The following is a 15,947-nucleotide window of genomic DNA, read 5'->3' as shown; positions in this document are numbered from 1 at the left end:
ATGCCTCGTAAGGGCCCCGCCCCGAAGCGCCCGGTCATCATTGACCCGGTCTATGGTTCTCCTCTTGTCACCTCGCTGATCAACAAGATCCTGCTCAACGGCAAGCGCTCCACCGCCGAGCGGATCGTGTACGGCGCCATGGAAGGCCTCCGCGAGAAGACCGGCGCTGACCCGGTCATCACGCTGAAGCGCGCGCTTGAGAACGTCAAGCCCTCGCTCGAGGTCAAGTCCCGCCGTGTCGGTGGCGCCACCTACCAGGTGCCGATCGAGGTCAAGCCCGGTCGTGCCGCCACTCTGGCGCTGCGCTGGGTCGTCGGTTACTCCCGTGCCCGTCGCGAGAAGACGATGACCGAGCGGCTCATGAACGAGCTGCTCGACGCCTCCAACGGTCTTGGCGCTGCCGTCAAGAAGCGCGAGGACACCCACAAGATGGCCGAGTCGAACAAGGCCTTCGCGCACTACCGCTGGTAGTCGCTTACCCCATCGAGACCGAGAGAAGATTGAGCCTTATGGCCACCACTTCGCTTGACCTGGCCAAGGTCCGCAACATTGGGATCATGGCCCACATCGACGCGGGCAAGACGACCACCACAGAGCGGATCCTGTTCTACACCGGCGTCTCGTACAAGATCGGTGAAGTCCACGACGGCGCTGCCACGATGGACTGGATGGAGCAGGAGCAGGAGCGCGGCATCACGATCACGTCCGCCGCGACGACCTGTCACTGGCCGCTCAATGATGTTGACCACACCATCAACATCATCGACACCCCGGGTCACGTCGACTTCACCGTCGAGGTGGAGCGTTCGCTCCGCGTCCTCGACGGTGCCGTCACCGTGTTCGACGGTGTGGCCGGCGTCGAGCCGCAGTCCGAGACCGTCTGGCGTCAGGCGGACCGCTACGGCGTGCCGCGTATCTGCTTCGTCAACAAGCTCGACCGCACCGGTGCCGACTTCTTCCGTTGCGTCGACATGATCGTCCAGCGCCTCGGCGCCGTTCCGATCGTCATGCAGCTCCCCATCGGCGCCGAGGCGGACTTCACGGGCGTTGTCGACCTCGTGTCGATGAAGGCCTTCGTGTACCCCGAAGAGGCCGCCAAGGGCGAGATGTACAACGTCATCGACATCCCGGACAACCTCCAGGAGGCCGCCGAGGAATGGCGCGGCAAGCTCCTCGAGGCCGTCTCGGAGAACGATGACGCGATGATGGAGCTGTACCTGGAGGGCGAGGAGCCCACCCAGGAGCAGCTGCACGAGGCGATCCGTCGGATCACCCTCGCGTCGAAGGGCACCGCGGACTCCGTCACGGTCACCCCGGTGTTCTGTGGCACCGCGTTCAAGAACAAGGGCGTCCAGCCCCTGCTCGACGCGGTCGTCCGCTACCTGCCTTCCCCCCTGGACGTCGAGGCCATCGAAGGCCACGACGTGAAGGACCCGGAGAAGGTCATCCAGCGGAAGCCCTCGGACGACGAGCCGTTCTCCGGCCTGGCGTTCAAGATCGCGAGCGACCCGCACCTCGGCAAGCTCACCTTCGTCCGGATCTACTCCGGTCGCCTCGAGGCCGGCACTGCGGTGCTGAACTCGGTCAAGGGCAAGAAGGAGCGCATCGGCAAGATCTACCGTATGCACGCGAACAAGCGTGAGGAGATCGCGTCGGTGGGCGCCGGTGACATCATCGCCGTCATGGGCCTGAAGCAGACCACCACCGGTGAGACGCTGTGTGACGACAAGAACCCGGTCATCCTGGAGTCCATGGACTTCCCGGCGCCGGTCATTCAGGTCGCCATCGAGCCCAAGTCCAAGGGTGACCAGGAGAAGCTGGGTGTAGCCATCCAGCGCCTCTCCGAGGAGGACCCGTCCTTCCAGGTGCACTCCGACGAGGAGACCGGCCAGACCATCATCGGTGGTATGGGCGAGCTTCACCTCGAGGTGCTCGTCGACCGCATGAAGCGCGAGTTCCGCGTCGAGGCGAACGTCGGCAAGCCGCAGGTCGCGTACCGCGAGACGATCCGCAAGACCGTCGAGCGCATCGACTACACGCACAAGAAGCAGACTGGTGGTACCGGCCAGTTCGCGAAGGTGCAGATCGCCATCGAGCCCATCGAGGGTGGCGACGCGTCCTACGAGTTCGTCAACAAGGTCACCGGTGGCCGCATCCCCCGTGAGTACATTCCCTCGGTGGACGCGGGTGCCCAGGAAGCCATGCAGTTCGGCATCCTGGCCGGTTACGAGATGGTCGGCGTCCGCGTCACCCTTCTCGACGGTGGTTACCACGAGGTCGACTCCTCGGAGCTCGCCTTCAAGATCGCCGGTTCGCAGGCGTTCAAGGAGGGTGCCCGCAAGGCGTCCCCCGTGCTCCTCGAGCCGATGATGGCCGTCGAGGTCACCACGCCCGAGGACTACATGGGCGATGTCATCGGCGACCTCAACTCCCGCCGTGGCCAGATCCAGGCCATGGAGGAGCGCAGCGGCGCTCGCGTCGTGAAGGGCCTCGTGCCCCTCTCGGAGATGTTCGGCTATGTCGGAGACCTCCGCAGCAAGACCTCGGGTCGCGCAAGCTACTCGATGCAGTTCGACTCCTACGCCGAGGTTCCGCGGAACGTCGCCGAGGAGATCATCGCGAAGGCCAAGGGCGAGTAACTCCCCGAGTTGACGCTTTAGGCTTATCACCGGAGCCTGGTGGGGCATTTGATGCGGCGCGCAAGCAATGCGTCGAATGCCCCCGGGCCCCGGCATCCCAGCAAAGATCACCTGGCGCCGATGAAGCAAGGCGTACAGAACCACTCCGCAGGAGGACCCAGTGGCGAAGGCAAAGTTCGAGCGGACTAAGCCGCACGTCAACATCGGCACCATCGGTCACATTGACCACGGTAAGACGACCCTCACGGCCGCCATTACCAAGGTGCTGCACGACGCGTACCCGGACCTGAACGAGGCCTCGGCCTTCGACCAGATCGACAAGGCTCCCGAGGAGCGCCAGCGCGGTATCACCATCTCGATCGCGCACGTCGAGTACCAGACGGAGTCGCGTCACTACGCGCACGTCGACTGCCCGGGTCACGCCGACTACATCAAGAACATGATCACGGGTGCGGCGCAGATGGACGGCGCCATCCTCGTCGTCGCCGCGACCGACGGCCCGATGCCGCAGACCAAGGAGCACGTGCTCCTGGCCCGCCAGGTCGGCGTTCCGTACATCGTCGTCGCGCTGAACAAGGCCGACATGGTGGACGACGAGGAGATCCTGGAGCTCGTCGAGCTCGAGGTCCGTGAGCTCCTCTCCGAGTACGAGTTCCCGGGCGACGACCTTCCGGTCGTCAAGGTCTCGGCGCTCAAGGCGCTCGAGGGCGACAAGGAGTGGGGCCAGACCGTTCTGGACCTCATGGCCGCCGTCGACGAGTCGATCCCGCAGCCCGAGCGTGACGTCGAGAAGCCGTTCCTCATGCCGATCGAGGACGTCTTCACGATCACCGGTCGCGGTACGGTCGTCACCGGCCGTATCGAGCGTGGTGTCCTGAAGGTCAACGAGACCGTCGACATCGTCGGTATCAAGACCGAGAAGACCACCACCACGGTCACCGGCATCGAGATGTTCCGCAAGCTGCTCGACGAGGGCCAGGCCGGTGAGAACGTCGGTCTGCTCCTCCGTGGCATCAAGCGCGAGGACGTCGAGCGCGGCCAGGTCATCATCAAGCCGGGTTCGGTCACGCCGCACACCGACTTCCAGGCCCAGGCCTACATCCTGTCGAAGGACGAGGGTGGCCGTCACACCCCCTTCTTCAACAACTACCGCCCGCAGTTCTACTTCCGTACCACGGACGTGACGGGCGTTGTGACCCTTCCCGAGGGCACCGAGATGGTCATGCCGGGTGACAACACCCTCATGGACGTCGCGCTGATCCAGCCGGTCGCCATGGAAGAGGGCCTGAAGTTCGCCATCCGTGAGGGTGGCCGGACCGTGGGCGCCGGCCAGGTCACCAAGATCCTCAAGTAAGTCCTTGAGCGTCTGACCTGGTAGCTCCGCACAAGAGCACCGAGAAGGGCCCCGTCCCATCGCGCAAGCGGTGGGACGGGGCCCTTCTTTTTTCTTACGACGGGCGTACGGGCTGCCGCCCCGCTGTCCGGGTGTTGCCGAGGCCGGGTCCGACATGTTCGGGGTGTCGGCAGGGGCGGGTCCGCTCCACCACGATGCATTGACACGCAAGGTGGCCGAATCGTCACGCCCGGTGGTGTGCCCCCTTGACCGGGGCGCGCGGGGGGCGACAACAATGGAGGGCGCGCCGCCAATGCCTTGCCAACTCCCTTGGCAGGCGCGCGAGTTGTACGCCCCGGCGCCTCCGTGTCGCCCCGCGCCGGACCGTGGCCCTGTGGATCACCGGTCCGCCCGACGACACACCGTTCCGCAGTGGGCCCGACCGGGTGCGCCGACCGTCCGGAGGAAAGGAAGCGCATGGCGGAAGCACTGGATCGCGGCATCGGCGTTCGGCGGCTCGCGGGCCGTATCGGCGCCGTGCTCGACGGAGTCGACCTCGCAGTGCCCCTGACCGGCTCGGCCATCACCTCGATCCGCGCCGCTCTGTTGCGCCACAAGGTGGTCTTCTTCCGCGGCCAGCGGCTCGGTCACGCCGAGCACATCGCCTTCGGCCGCTGTCTCGGCGAACTGACCCGGCGACCGGGCCGCAAGCACGGTGTGCACCCGGACGGGTATCCCGAGATCCTCACCGTCGATCCGGACGTCGAGGACACCCGCCATGGGCGGCGGTTCGAGGAGCGCTTCCGCCCGAAGGCGCTGGCTCCCCACTCCGGCTGGCACGTCGACCTCGCCGCCGCCGCCAACCCGCCCGCCATCTCCGTCCTGCGCGCCGAGGCCGTCCCCCCGTACGGCGGCGACACCCAGTGGACCAGCCTGGTCGCCGCCTACCAGGGCCTGGCCGAGCCGCTGCGTGCGCTCGCCGACGGGCTGCGCGCCGAACACACCCTGCACGCCGCCACTCGACTGCTGCTCTCCGACAAGGAGGACGTCGAGATTCTGCGCCGGCTCACCGAGGACACCCTGCTCGCCGTGCACCCGGTGGTGCGCGTCCATCCCGAGACCGGTGAGCGGGCCCTGTTCACACCGCCCGCGTCCGTCACCCACCTGCTCGGCCTCCTGCCCTGGGAGAGCCACCACCTGCTTGAGCTCTTCCACGGGCACATCGGCCGCCCCGAGTACACCGTGCGCTGGCAGTGGGCACCCGGAGACGTCGCGGTCTGGGACAACCGCGCCGTCGCCCACCTCCAGCCGGCCGACCTCGACGACAGCGAACACCGCCGCACCCTCTATCGGGTGACCGTGCTCGGCGACCGCCCGGTCGGCCCGGACGGATTCACCTCCGAGGCCCTTCGCGGCGAACCCCTCGCCGCGTACGACGCCCGTTGAGACGCGGCACACGGGCTCGTCCGGTGCAGCCCCGTACTCCGGGGAGATGCTGACCGATTCGCCGCTCCGCACACACCATTCGACCCTGGAGTGCCCTGTGACGCAGCTGATCAGCGACCCGCCTCCGGCCGGTGACGAGGCGGACTGTTTCGTCTACTCCCCGGCCTCTTCCTACCCCACCCCTTACGCCAGGCTTGTCGACCGCAAGGGTGCCGAGATACACACCTGGAGCCATACGGCCGCCCAGTTCCCGGAGTCGGACAACCCGCCGAGTTTCCTTCGGGGCTGGAGCCACGTCGAGGTGGACCCCGATGGCTGCCTGTTCGCGATGGTGCCGCTGCGGGCGCTGATCAAGCTCGCACCGGACTCCACGTTGCTGTGGCAGGCCGACATCCCCGCCCATCATGATCTGGCTCTGCTGCCCGGCGGCGGGATCCTGGCGCTGGCCGGGTCACCTCGTCGGATCGTCGGGGACGGGTTCGCTTCCACGGTGCTGGACAACACGATCGCCGAACTCGACGCGGACGGCGGCCTGATCGGGGAGGTGTCGCTCTACGACATCCTGGCCACCGAACCCGCCCTCGCCGCCATGATCCGCGGGAAGATCCTCGCGCGGCAGGGCGCGTTCATCCGGGCCTGCGGAGCACCGTCCGGAGAGGTCGGCCGGCTCTTCGAGACGGGCTCCTTCAGCGGTCCGGTCACTCGCGCGATCGCGCAGTTGCGGCAGCTTCGAGGCTCGCCCTGCGACATCCTCCACACCAACACCCTGGAGGTCCTGCCCGCGCATCCGGCAGGACTGTGGGCGCGTGGTGCCGTGCTGGTCTCGATGCGGGACCTCGACCTGATAGCCGTGGTCGATCCGAACGCCCTCCGGGTTCTCTGGTGGTGGGGCCCGGGTGAGGTGTCAGGGCAACACCAGCCCTCGATGTTGCCCAACGGGAATCTGTTGGTCCTCGACAACGGCAGCGACGTCGGACGTTCTCGTGTGCTGGAGGTGGATCCAAGGACCCACGCGATCGTATGGGAGTACGGAACTCGCGCCGATGAACGATTCTTCACCGAGGTGGCAGGCGGTTGTGAACGGCTCCCGAACGGCAACATCCTGGTCTCCGACGCCCTCTCGGGCCGGGCGTTCGAGGTCACACCCACGAGGCGCACCGTCTGGCACTGGCAGACCCGGAAGGAAGCCGGATCGTCCGACACCGGCCGCGCTACGTTCTACCGTCTCTCCCGCGTCTCCGGCCGGGCGGCGGCGAGGCTCCTTCAGGCTGACCGGAAGCCCGGCGTAAAGCCACCTGCGCCGCCCCTGACGGCCCGGTGACATGCGCATGCTGCCGGGCCGTCGGTCGTTGCTGCCGAAAGAAGCCGGAGTCTCCCGGCCCTCGGCTTCCGCTCAGGCGCGGGGCGCCCGCACCATGAACACGTCGACGGGGTCCTCGCGCTCCAGGACGAACCCGTGCCGCTCGTAGAGCCGCCGGGCCGCGCTGCCCTGGAGCACGTCGAGGCGTACCGGCACGCCTTCGGAGTCCGTACGGGCCAGCAGGGCGCTCAGCACGGCCGAGCCGATGCCCCGCCCCTGGACCTTCTCGTCGATGAAGAAGCTCTCCAGCCAGTGCCCGTCCTGGTGGGGGCGGAGGGTGACGCTGCCGGCGAAGCGGCCTTCGACGACGATCACCGAGGTGTGCTCGGGCAGGTACGAGTCCCGCAGCCGCTGGCGCACCCGGTGTTCGTCGTAGCGGCCGAGACGGACCAGGTCCGGGCGCATCACGACGGCCCGGAGTTCGACTATGGCTTCGAGGTCCTCGGGGGTGGCGGGGCGCAGGGCCCAGGCCTGAGTGGTCGGTGTGCGCATGGCGGAAGTCCCGTCCCTCACCATTTCGTCGGCAGGCTGCTGAGGAACCGAGCAAGCCGGCCGGCGATCAATTGATCGTCGCGGGCCGAGGTGTGCTGGTCACATCCGAGGAAGTCCAGGCCCGACTGATCCAGGAACCAGTAGTGGACAGCACTGTCGCCGGCGTCGTTGCGCGCCTCGACCACCTGCCGCACGTGCTCGTCGTTTCGGTCGAAGCCGACGGCCACGAGGGTCGTGCCGGCGCCGTAGCGCGTCCGCAGTTCGCGGAGGAACTCGTCGTAGGCGGTGCGGTAGGCGGCCGCGAGGCTGTCGTGCGTCCACGGTTCACCGGGGGTGAGGTCGGTGAAGTCGTTGGAGCCGAGGTTGACCACCACGATCTGGGGGCGCCACGTCCCCGGGTTCTGCCAGACGTCGCCGTCCACGTTCAACAGGGCGCGGTCGTAGTAGGTCCGGTACGTGACGTCCGGGGTGATGCCGGCGACGTTGCGCACCATGCCGAGGCCGGAGAAGCCGTTGATCTGGTAGTCGGCGTCCAGTTGCCGGGCGGTGAGGGCGCCGTGGCTCACGTCGGTGTTGGTGGTCCGCTTGAGTTGCTCCGGATCGCAGTCGCGGGTGCCCGACACATTGCCGTAGCCCACCGTGATGGAGTCCCCGATGAACTCGATCTGGCGGTCCCGGGGTGCCGGTTTGCTCAGCACGGCACCCCCTGGCGTGGCGACGAAGCCTCCGAACGTGCTGATGTCCCCCGGGGTCTCGTTGCGTTTCACGACCCGGACCGTGTGCTCGCCGTCCCGCAGGCCGTTGATCCAGTGCGTGGTGTCGCCGGGGGTGACCAGGGTGGCGACGGTGACCCCGTCGACCTGGACGTCGTAGTCGGCGGCCGCGCAGTCGAGCACCACGCCGAGGCCGGTCCCGCGGAAGCGGCCCTCGAAATACACCCCGGGCCAGCTGAACTGCAACGTCTTCCCCAGGTCCTTGACCCTCCCTGTGGTGTGCACCTGCTCCGTCACCGCGTCGGGCGCCACCTGGCGCCTCCCGCGCTCCGGGCTCGGGTTCCTGTCTCCGAAAGTCATCTGTGTGCCATCTCTCCGGCCCTGGGGCGCATCGGTGGGACACGGCTGAACGTCCGGCATTCCACTCCTGAATGTCAACCGGTTTGAAGGGATTAAGCGGGTCAAAAGACTCGAAGTAGGGCAACTTGGTCCACGCGTCACGGCCGGCGTGCGCCGGTTCATCAGGCGTGCGAAGCCGTGCTCGAGTGCTCGACCAGGGCTTCCGGCATGGAGTCGCGCGGGTGGAGGGTGTCGTCACCCGTGGCGCCTGCCGGAAGGTGCATATCTGGCAAAGTGGGCGTATGTGCCACTACTGCGGCTGCCGTGAGATCCCGCTGATCAAGGAGTTCATCGCGGAGCACGAGTCCGTCACCGACGCGGCGGGCGGCGCCCTGCGCGCCCTGGACTCCGGTGACCAGGGCCTGGCCGCGGAGCTGGTGGCCCGGATGGGGCGGGAGCTGCGGGCCCATTGGCAGGGGGAGGAGCAGGGGCTCTTCGCGGTGATGAGCGGCAATGAGGAGTACGCCGGGTACATCGACGCGCTGGTGGCCGAACACCGTGAGCTCGCCGCGTTCCTCGACCAGGTCGATCTGGGGCGCGCCGAGGACGTCGTACGCCTGCGCGAGGCGGTCGACGAGCTGTACCACCACATCGCGAAGGAGGAGGACGGCCTGTTCCCGGCCTCGCTCACCGCGCTGTCCGGGGACGAGTGGGACCTCTCGATGACGGCATGGCGTGCGGCTCATCCGGACGCGCGCGGGAACCTCTGACGGGATCGGTCGGCCTCCAGGACCGCGCGGGCCGCCGCGCACAGAGCCTCGTCGTCGCGGGAGGCGGTGGGCCGGCCGGTCAGGGCCCCTGCGACAGGTCGGACAGGCGCACGCCGTGCAGTACGCGCAGGCGCCGCAGCTGCCAGTAGGCCAGGAGGACCAGCGTCACCGGCCCGGTGAGGCCGAGGAGCAGGTGCACCGGCGTGGAGACCTGGTCGTACATCGGGTCTCCCATCGTGGGCAGGGTCAGGCAGAGCATGAAGAACGTCGGCAGTAAGACCGGCAGGCAGTCGTTGACGTCTGCGCTACGTCCTCCGTTGAGGATGAGCAGCAGCATGCCGTACATGCCGAAGAGACCCAGCCACAGGCCGCAGACGGCGGTCACGGGTGAGCGCGGCGGCCAGTCGGAGAGGCGGGTCTGGATGAAGACCATCCAGGAGGCACAGGTGAGGACGTAGGCGAGGAGCGGGCCGCGCCACATCTTGGTCGCGGCCCACTTCCGGCCCTTGGACGCCAGTGCGACCGCGATCCCGCACACGTTGAAGATGATCAGCATGGCGCCGGCCGTGTAGGCGAAGCTCTGCCAGAACCGCTTGGGAATCTCGCTCGCGGGCACGAGTCCGAGGGCCAGCCAGGCGGCGACGGTCAGGGCGAGGCCGAGCGCACCACGCCAGATCTGCGCCCTGTCGATCGCGCGGTCTCTGACCCGGTCGGCGCGGGTCGGTGAGCACAGGCGGTGCGCGGTGATCACCGGCACCAGCCAGCCCATCCACCACAGGACGCCGCGCCGCGCCCGGGGCGCGAGGCGGAGGACAGGCGCGGGGGCCCGGCGGGGCGGTGCCCCTGGTGGCGGCACAACTGGACGTCGCGTACCTGGCTCCGCCATCGCTGCCCCCCGTGGCCGGTGTCGGCACAACTGTAGAGAAGTGCGGACTGGGCGTCACCGGTGCGTCTCGGCAGGGGAGTTGTCGGCGGCCATGGGCAAGCGGAAGCAGGGGTCTTTCGCGGGGATCAGCCGGCGTCCAGGACCGCACGGGCCGCCGCACACAGGTCCTCGTCGTCGCGGACGGAACGCCAGTCGTCGTGGCGTACGGAGCGTTCGTCGGCGTCGAGGATGGCGCGCAGGTGCGGTGTGACCTGCGCGGGGTCCGTGGGGAGCCGGCACAGCCTCCGGACGACGGCCATCGCGTCGGAGCGGTGGTCGTGCGGGATCTGTTCCCCCGCCGCCGGATCTTCGGGCAGTGGGGCGAAGGGGGCGAGCGCCTCGGCGAGGCTGAGGTCGCTGCGGTTCCAGGGACGGTCGATCGAACCCGTGGGGCGGTGGGTGAAATCGCCGCGGGTGCGGAGCAGTTCGAGGAGGTACGGGACGCAGCGGTCGTCGCCCATCCGGCTCAGCGCCCACGCGGCGTGCTCCCGTGTGAGCTCGTCGGGTTCGCCGGCCGGGGTGAGATGCGTGGCGACGAGGTCGGCCCAAGGGCGTGCGGCGGCTCCGCACATGGCGAGGACGCGCAGGGCGAAGACACGGTTCTCCGGACGGGCATCACCCACGAGCTCGGCCACGGCCGGCAGGAGTGCGGGTACGGCGGAGCGCCATCGGGACATCAGGGACGCGGCGATCCTGAGGCCACCCGCGCGCTCATCGGTGCCGTCGTGGCGCAGCAGCGCGTGCGCGAGGGTGAGCCGTCCGGGCAGGTCGGCTCCGAGTCGCCGGTCGGCCTCGGCGATGACGTCGATGCGCGGGGAGAAGCACTCCGCGGGCGGGTAGGCCGTCGAGGCCGAGGAGGCGAGCAGCGCGGCGAGGGTGACGGGGGCGTAGAGGGGATCGGCGTGCTCGGGCAGGGCGCGGCACAAGGCCTCCACCGCCTGGAGCCGGACATCGTGGCGGATCTCCTCGTCCCACGCGAGCCAGGCGTCGACGTCCTCGACGATGTCGGGTTCCGGTCCCTTGCCCTCGACGGTCATACGGTGCCGCAGCCACGCGAGGGCCTCGCCGCGTCGCCGGGTGGCGTGGCGGGCGAGCTCGCCGACGCCCAGGACGAGGCACCCGGCCGACCAGGGGTCCGGCTCGTCGTCGAAGCGTGTACGGAAGTCGGCGATCAGGGCGTCCGCGTGGGCCGCGGACTGCGCGAGCGCACGGACCGCGCTGCCCCGGATGACGTAGTCCCTGTCGTCGAGCAGCGGCAGCAGCTCCTCGGCGGCTCGCTCCCAGGCGGCCGGCCACCTCGCGTCGACGGTGGGCCGCCACCTGCCTTCGAGGATCCGGTCGACTTTCGCGGTCGGGGCGGTGTTGCCCGTGCCGGCGATGTCGGCGATCGTCTGCAGGATCTCGAAGCGCACCGTCACGTCCGGATCCCGTGCCGCCTCGACGAGGAACGGCAGTATCTCGGCGGCCGCCCCGCTCACCGAGCTGCCGTCGCCGATGGCCGCGAAGCGCAGATCCATACAGGTCCTGTCGGCCGTGACGCGGTCGGCCGCCCAGAGCGCTTCCATCACCTCGGGGCCGTACCGCTCGCCGGTGTAGAGATCGGCCACCTTCGGCCAGTCGACCTGCGCGGAGAGCCGTGCCAGCCGCTGTGCTCGCGCGTCCTGTGCGGTCATGCCGACGCCCGCCGCCCCTCGTCAGGTTTTCGGGTCGAGGCCCAGCATGGGCAGGACGAGGTCGCGATTGCCTCTGCGCCCGTCCCACGCCTCGTACACCAGGGCCTCCGGGCCGGTGATCCGCAGGCCGTCGCGCAGGCCGGTCACCGTCATTCCCGCCAGCTTTCGATACGCGCCCGAAGGCGACGGCCAGGGCAGTTCGGCCCACCAGTTGTGGCCGTAGACGGTGTCCTGGGGAGGCTTCCAGCCCGCCTCGACGATCAGCCGGGAGCCCTCCTCTCCCGCGCGCAGCGCCGGGTCGAGGCCGTGATCACCGACCAGTTCGGCCTCCACCCCCTCGTCGCTCTGCAGGAACTGCGCGTACCGGCCCGTCCCTCCGCCCTCGCGGATGATCAGCACCGATCCGGCGCCCAGCGTGCTCAGCTGCTCGGCGAGCCTCTGCCCGAACCCGTCCCAGCCCGTCACAGCAGTCCTTCCTCGTCCATCCGCAGGAGTTCCTCGTCGAGGGAGAGCCTTTTGTTGGTCACCAGTTCCAAGTACACCGAATCTCCCGTGTGTTCGAGGACCAGGGTGGTGTCGGAACCGGCCCAGTGAACCGCGGCAGGGGAGCCTGGCCTGCGGTCCGTCGGCGTGCCCAACGACGTGTGCAGCGCGGCGGCCATCCTCGCGAACGCGTCCTGGGACAGGGCCCATTCGGCCGCGTAGTCGGTCAGACGCAGGCGCACGCGTTCGACCATCCCCTCGTCCTGGGCTCGTCTGCTGCGGGACGAGCCACGCCCGGGCCGCTTGAACCCGGTGTCGAGGAGTTCCCAACGCGGCCGGATCATCAGCGCCTGACGCGTGAACTGTGCGGACCGTCTGGAGCTCGGCGTGGCCCCCAGCTCCCACGTACAGTCCAACGACCGCAACCGTGCGGCAAGTTCGACGACCTCGGTATCACTCAACGCACGCCATTGCGTCATACGCCCCGGAGGCGCGGCACCACTCTTACCGGCCCGCCCCCGTCCTCCTCACCCGTGCGGCTGACATTCCGCCGATCATCACACGCTGCTCTGACACCCACATCCCGGTGGCCCACGGATATGTGGTTGCCCGGCTGCGCGGACGGGGATGCAATATCCGGCATGGTGACTGAAGTCCGCCCGCCGCGACGCGACGAGATGGCCGCGTACTACCGGACCTTGCCGTTCGCGAACGGCATGCCGAGTGGGAGCCCGCGGACGCCGCGTGGCACGGCGGCCCAGAGCCATGGCCTCCGCAGCGCGCGCCCGCCGACGCCGATCAGCTCGAAGAGCTGGCCGCAGCCGACACTGCGGACGAGTCCTTCCACCCGATCGCGGCGTTCGCCGACGGCAGGTGCGTCGGTGCGTCGGGGACCATCTCCTTCGAGGTGACGGTCCCCGGCGGAGGGACGGTCAGCATGGCCGGCGTCACCTCCACCGGGGTGATCGCGACGCATCGCCGGCGCGGTTGCCTGCGGCGGATGATGCAGGCCATGTTCGATGCGGCTCTGGAGCGGGGCGAGCCGTTGGCGATGCTCAGCGCGAGCGAGGGCAGCATCTACGGACGGTTCGGGTTCTCGCCCGCGACCTACCGCACCCGGTGGGAGCTGGCGCGTCACGAAGCGGCCCTACTTCCGTCAGCGCCGGATCTCGGGTCGCTGGAGCTGATCGGCGCTGCGGACGCGCAGAAGGCCTGGCCCCGGGTGCATGCGGACGTTCGGGCACACCGCGTCGGGGAGCTCAGTCCGCTCCCCGGGCGATGGGACGGACTGTCCGACGAAGCGGACGGTACGAACGGACCGCTGCGCTTCCTCGTCCACCGAGACCAGCGCGGCGATGTGGACGGCATCGCCAACTTCCGACTGCCGTGGTCGCCGACCGCGGACCGGGCGGGAACGCTCGTGGTGGAAGCTCTGGAAGCGATGAACCCGGTGGCCTACCGCGCTCTGTGGGGGCTCCTCATCGACTTCGACCTCACCAAGACCGTCGTGGCGCCCGCCCGTCCGCGCGACGAACCCCTCCGATGGATGCTGGCGAACCCGCGGGCGATGCGCGTCACCCGCCAGACGGACAACCTCTGGGCGCGCCTTCTCGACGTCCCGCGCGCCCTGACGCAACGCGCGTACCTCACGCCCGGCACGCTGCGATTCACCATCGACGACGACCGGATGTGTCCGGAGAACAACGGGACATGGCAGCTCCGGGCAGACGATGCCGCGGTGACGTGCATGCCGACCGACGAGCCGGCAGACCTGATCGTCGCGCTCGCTGCGCTCAGCACGCTCTACTTCGGCGGCATGTCGGCGCACGACCTCGCGTATGCGGGCCACCTCACGCAGCACACCGAGGGCGCGAGCGGACAGCTTGCCCGGATGTTCCGGGCCGACTCCGAACCGCACAACTCCTTCGGCTTCTGATGGCCTGGCCGCTCAGTGACCCTCGGGATCCTCGGCGAAGACTTCCGCGGTGGTGGTAGCGGTGGCGGCGCGCTGGAGCCACTGGTTCAGCAGGCGGGAATCGGTGCAGGTGGTGATGTTCTGTCGGAGCTCGTCGGTGAGGGCGATACCGCGTGCTTCGAGGATCAGCAGGAGCCCTTCGGCCCGTCCTTGGGCTCGGCCTTGGGCTCGTCCTTCGTCCCGGATTTCTTCGGACATGAAGGACTTGTAGAAAGAGGTATCCACGGCCACCAGGTTCCTCCACTGTTGTGCGGCCGGGCGGTTGCCCAGGCCCTGTGCGGTGAGTTCGGCGATGGGTTCGGCAATGGTTTCGGGTACGTCGCGCAGTGCGGCGGACAGCTTCGGCGACGTTCTTGATGACGGGCATGTTGTGGGGTCCGGCGACGAGTGGGTTGAGGGTGAGGGTGGGCCATTGGGGGAGGCCGATGGTGATCGGGGTGGCGGCCCATTGGGCGGTGGTGTGGTCCTGGCAGACGACCAGGAGCAGGACGGGGAGGGCGCCGTAGCGGTTGTGGAGGTAGCTGACGTAGTAGGGCCAGCTGGTGGTCTTGCGGGGGTCCTTCTTGCCTTGGGCTTCGACGGCGAGGAGGAAGGGGCCGTCGTCTTGCGTCTCGATGCGCAGAAGGGTGTCTACGCGACGTTCGACGGGGCTGTTCTCGGTGAGGTCGTTCGGCAGGACGGTCGCGGAGGTGGGCGGCGGGATGTCGATGCCGAGTACTTCGGAGACGCGGGAGAAGAGGCCCGGGTACTCCTGGAAGATGCGGTGCATTGCTTCGTGGGGTGAGCTGACCATGCGTGCGGGTCCGTTCAGAGGGCGTAGGTGGCTGCGTGTGTGTCGCTTCGGCAGCCGCGGCAGTGGCCGGGGTGGGTGGCGCGGAAGGCGCGGTCGCAGGTGTCGCAGTTCTGGAGCGGGATGGTGAGGGGTTTGGGGCGGGGCGGTGGGGTGAGGTCTGCGGTGCCGGGGAGTGGGGGTGGCAGGAGGGCGGTGATGCGGCTGCGGACGAACTTCGCGGGGTGTTTGACGGGGATGGGGAGTTGGTCGGTGAGGGCGTGGCGGATGGTGTCGGGGTGAACGTCGCGTTCGAGCCAGGCGGCGATGCCGGGAACGAGGGCGGGGATGTCTTCTTCCTTGAGGGTGAGTTGGGGTGCGTGGCGGCGGAGGTCGGTGAGGACGGCTTCGGCGGTTCGGAGTAGTTCCGGGGTGGGTGTGTGGGGCTGGGGGAGCGGCGGGGGCTGCTTCCTGGGCGCCGTTGGAGCCGGTACGTGGACGGGTGCGGGGAGCGGCGGTGCGGCGGGTTCCGCTACGGGGGGAGGGGGTGGTGCGGGTGCGGGTGCGGGTGCGGGCTCAGGCGCGGTGGGCACCTGCCGTCGGGGTTCTCGTCGTTCTCGTTGTGGAGCGGGGGCGGTGGCGCCTGGCTGGTTGTACGAGAGGGTGCGGGTGACGACGCGGCCGCTGGGGAGTCGTACGCGGCTGCGGTGGAGGTAGCCCTCGGCTTCGAGTTCGTGGAGGGCGGCGGTGATGCGGGCTTCGCTCTCGGGGAAGCGGTCGGTGAGGACCTTGATGCCGACTTTGGCTCCGGCGGGCAGCGACTGGATGTGGACGGCGAGGCCGATCGCGATGAGAGAGAGCTCGCGGTGCTGGGCGAGGTGGTTGCCGATGATCACGAAGCCGGACACGTGGCGGGTGTTGACGTGGATGACGCCGGAGGTCGGCGTGACGTCAGGGGGTCCGGATGTGCCGGGGGAGCCGGGCTGGGCGCACGGGGGCGCGATAACCTGCGGGGTATCCATCAGGAAGG

Annotated in this window: 15 protein-coding genes and 1 pseudogene; 7 read left to right on the top strand and 9 right to left on the bottom strand. The window is 68.9% G+C overall.

Annotation, left to right across the window (positions count from 1 at the left end; genetic code table 11):
• The 5 genes from rpsG (at nucleotide 1) to OG912_RS12495 (ending at nucleotide 6,739) form a co-directional block, all read left to right on the top strand.
• Complete coding sequence (rpsG, locus tag OG912_RS12515) at nucleotides 1-471, top strand: 30S ribosomal protein S7 (protein ID WP_014047773.1); 471 nt, start codon at nucleotides 1-3, stop codon at nucleotides 469-471.
• 38 nt (nucleotides 472-509) lie between these two features.
• Complete coding sequence (gene fusA, locus OG912_RS12510; protein WP_327709402.1) at nucleotides 510-2,639, top strand: elongation factor G; 2,130 nt, start codon at nucleotides 510-512, stop codon at nucleotides 2,637-2,639.
• 160 nt (nucleotides 2,640-2,799) lie between these two features.
• Nucleotides 2,800-3,993, top strand: coding sequence for an elongation factor Tu (gene tuf / locus OG912_RS12505; protein WP_219573674.1), 1,194 nt, complete (start codon nucleotides 2,800-2,802; stop codon nucleotides 3,991-3,993).
• A 456-nt stretch (nucleotides 3,994-4,449) separates the two neighbouring features.
• Entirely contained in the window at nucleotides 4,450-5,418 is a 969-nt protein-coding gene (locus OG912_RS12500) for a TauD/TfdA dioxygenase family protein (RefSeq protein ID WP_327709401.1), read from the top strand.
• Nucleotides 5,419-5,515: 97 nt separating this feature from the next.
• Entirely contained in the window at nucleotides 5,516-6,739 is a 1,224-nt protein-coding gene (locus OG912_RS12495) for an arylsulfotransferase family protein (RefSeq protein ID WP_327709400.1), read from the top strand.
• Nucleotides 6,740-6,811: 72 nt separating this feature from the next.
• Here OG912_RS12495 and OG912_RS12490 read toward each other — a convergent pair whose 3' ends face one another.
• A complete protein-coding gene (locus OG912_RS12490) occupies nucleotides 6,812-7,270 on the bottom strand; it encodes a GNAT family N-acetyltransferase (protein ID WP_327709399.1) in 459 nt (152 codons plus the stop codon).
• Between the two features lie 17 nt (nucleotides 7,271-7,287).
• On the bottom strand, nucleotides 7,288-8,343 hold the full coding sequence (locus OG912_RS12485; RefSeq protein ID WP_327709398.1) for an SGNH/GDSL hydrolase family protein: 1,056 nt from the start codon (nucleotides 8,341-8,343) through the stop codon (nucleotides 7,288-7,290).
• A gap of 281 nt (nucleotides 8,344-8,624) precedes the next feature.
• Here OG912_RS12485 and OG912_RS12480 point away from each other — a divergent pair, with 281 nt between their 5' ends.
• Nucleotides 8,625-9,092 carry a hemerythrin domain-containing protein gene (locus tag OG912_RS12480; protein WP_327709397.1) on the top strand — a complete coding sequence of 156 codons (468 nt, stop codon included), beginning with the start codon at nucleotides 8,625-8,627 and terminating at the stop codon, nucleotides 9,090-9,092.
• A 79-nt stretch (nucleotides 9,093-9,171) separates the two neighbouring features.
• Here the strand turns inward: OG912_RS12480 and OG912_RS12475 are convergent, their stop codons facing one another.
• The 5 genes from OG912_RS12475 to OG912_RS12455 all read right to left on the bottom strand — a co-directional run bounded on the left by OG912_RS12475 (nucleotide 9,172) and on the right by OG912_RS12455 (nucleotide 13,020).
• A complete protein-coding gene (locus tag OG912_RS12475) occupies nucleotides 9,172-9,861 on the bottom strand; it encodes a hypothetical protein (RefSeq protein ID WP_327709396.1) in 690 nt (229 codons plus the stop codon).
• Nucleotides 9,862-10,103: 242 nt separating this feature from the next.
• On the bottom strand, nucleotides 10,104-11,690 hold the full coding sequence (locus OG912_RS12470; protein ID WP_327709395.1) for a HEAT repeat domain-containing protein: 1,587 nt from the start codon (nucleotides 11,688-11,690) through the stop codon (nucleotides 10,104-10,106).
• Nucleotides 11,691-11,711: 21 nt separating this feature from the next.
• On the bottom strand, nucleotides 11,712-12,155 hold the full coding sequence (locus tag OG912_RS12465; protein ID WP_327709394.1) for a TY-Chap domain-containing protein: 444 nt from the start codon (nucleotides 12,153-12,155) through the stop codon (nucleotides 11,712-11,714).
• Nucleotides 12,152-12,634 carry a DUF6301 family protein gene (locus OG912_RS12460; RefSeq protein ID WP_327709393.1) on the bottom strand — a complete coding sequence of 161 codons (483 nt, stop codon included), beginning with the start codon at nucleotides 12,632-12,634 and terminating at the stop codon, nucleotides 12,152-12,154. Before OG912_RS12460 ends, OG912_RS12465 begins: the two co-directional genes overlap by 4 nt.
• A gap of 227 nt (nucleotides 12,635-12,861) precedes the next feature.
• Nucleotides 12,862-13,020, bottom strand: coding sequence for a hypothetical protein (locus tag OG912_RS12455; RefSeq protein ID WP_327709392.1), 159 nt, complete (start codon nucleotides 13,018-13,020; stop codon nucleotides 12,862-12,864).
• On the opposite strand from OG912_RS12455, the gene OG912_RS12450 reads away from it, so the two are divergent.
• Nucleotides 12,985-14,109, top strand: coding sequence for a GNAT family N-acetyltransferase (locus OG912_RS12450; protein ID WP_327713405.1), 1,125 nt, complete (start codon nucleotides 12,985-12,987; stop codon nucleotides 14,107-14,109). The genes OG912_RS12455 and OG912_RS12450 overlap by 36 nt on opposite strands.
• 12 nt (nucleotides 14,110-14,121) lie before the next feature.
• Here the strand turns inward: OG912_RS12450 and OG912_RS12445 are convergent.
• Nucleotides 14,122-14,941 (bottom strand): annotated as a pseudogene (locus OG912_RS12445) (hypothetical protein).
• 14 nt (nucleotides 14,942-14,955) lie between these two features.
• Nucleotides 14,956-15,939, bottom strand: coding sequence for a helix-turn-helix domain-containing protein (locus OG912_RS12440; RefSeq protein WP_327709391.1), 984 nt, complete (start codon nucleotides 15,937-15,939; stop codon nucleotides 14,956-14,958).
• Nucleotides 15,940-15,947: the final 8 nt, after the last annotated feature.

It is taken from the genome of Streptomyces sp. NBC_00464 (genome assembly GCF_036013915.1).
GTDB lineage: Bacteria > Actinomycetota > Actinomycetes > Streptomycetales > Streptomycetaceae > Streptomyces.
This window is presented reverse-complemented; position numbering and strand designations above follow the sequence as displayed.

Bases quoted from the DNA above. Each gene is read 5' to 3' on its own strand.
- rpsG (WP_014047773.1), top strand. From the start codon at position 1: ATGCCTCGTAAGGGCCCCGCCCCGAAGCGCCCGGTCATCATTGACCCG.
- fusA (WP_327709402.1), top strand. From the start codon at position 510: ATGGCCACCACTTCGCTTGACCTGGCCAAGGTCCGCAACATTGGGATC.
- OG912_RS12500 (WP_327709401.1), top strand. From the start codon at position 4,450: ATGGCGGAAGCACTGGATCGCGGCATCGGCGTTCGGCGGCTCGCGGGC.
- OG912_RS12490 (WP_327709399.1), bottom strand. From the start codon at position 7,270: ATGCGCACACCGACCACTCAGGCCTGGGCCCTGCGCCCCGCCACCCCC.
- OG912_RS12485 (WP_327709398.1), bottom strand. From the start codon at position 8,343: ATGACTTTCGGAGACAGGAACCCGAGCCCGGAGCGCGGGAGGCGCCAG.
- OG912_RS12480 (WP_327709397.1), top strand. From the start codon at position 8,625: ATGTGCCACTACTGCGGCTGCCGTGAGATCCCGCTGATCAAGGAGTTC.
- OG912_RS12475 (WP_327709396.1), bottom strand. From the start codon at position 9,861: ATGGGCTGGCTGGTGCCGGTGATCACCGCGCACCGCCTGTGCTCACCG.
- OG912_RS12470 (WP_327709395.1), bottom strand. From the start codon at position 11,690: ATGACCGCACAGGACGCGCGAGCACAGCGGCTGGCACGGCTCTCCGCG.
- OG912_RS12440 (WP_327709391.1), bottom strand. From the start codon at position 15,939: ATGGATACCCCGCAGGTTATCGCGCCCCCGTGCGCCCAGCCCGGCTCC.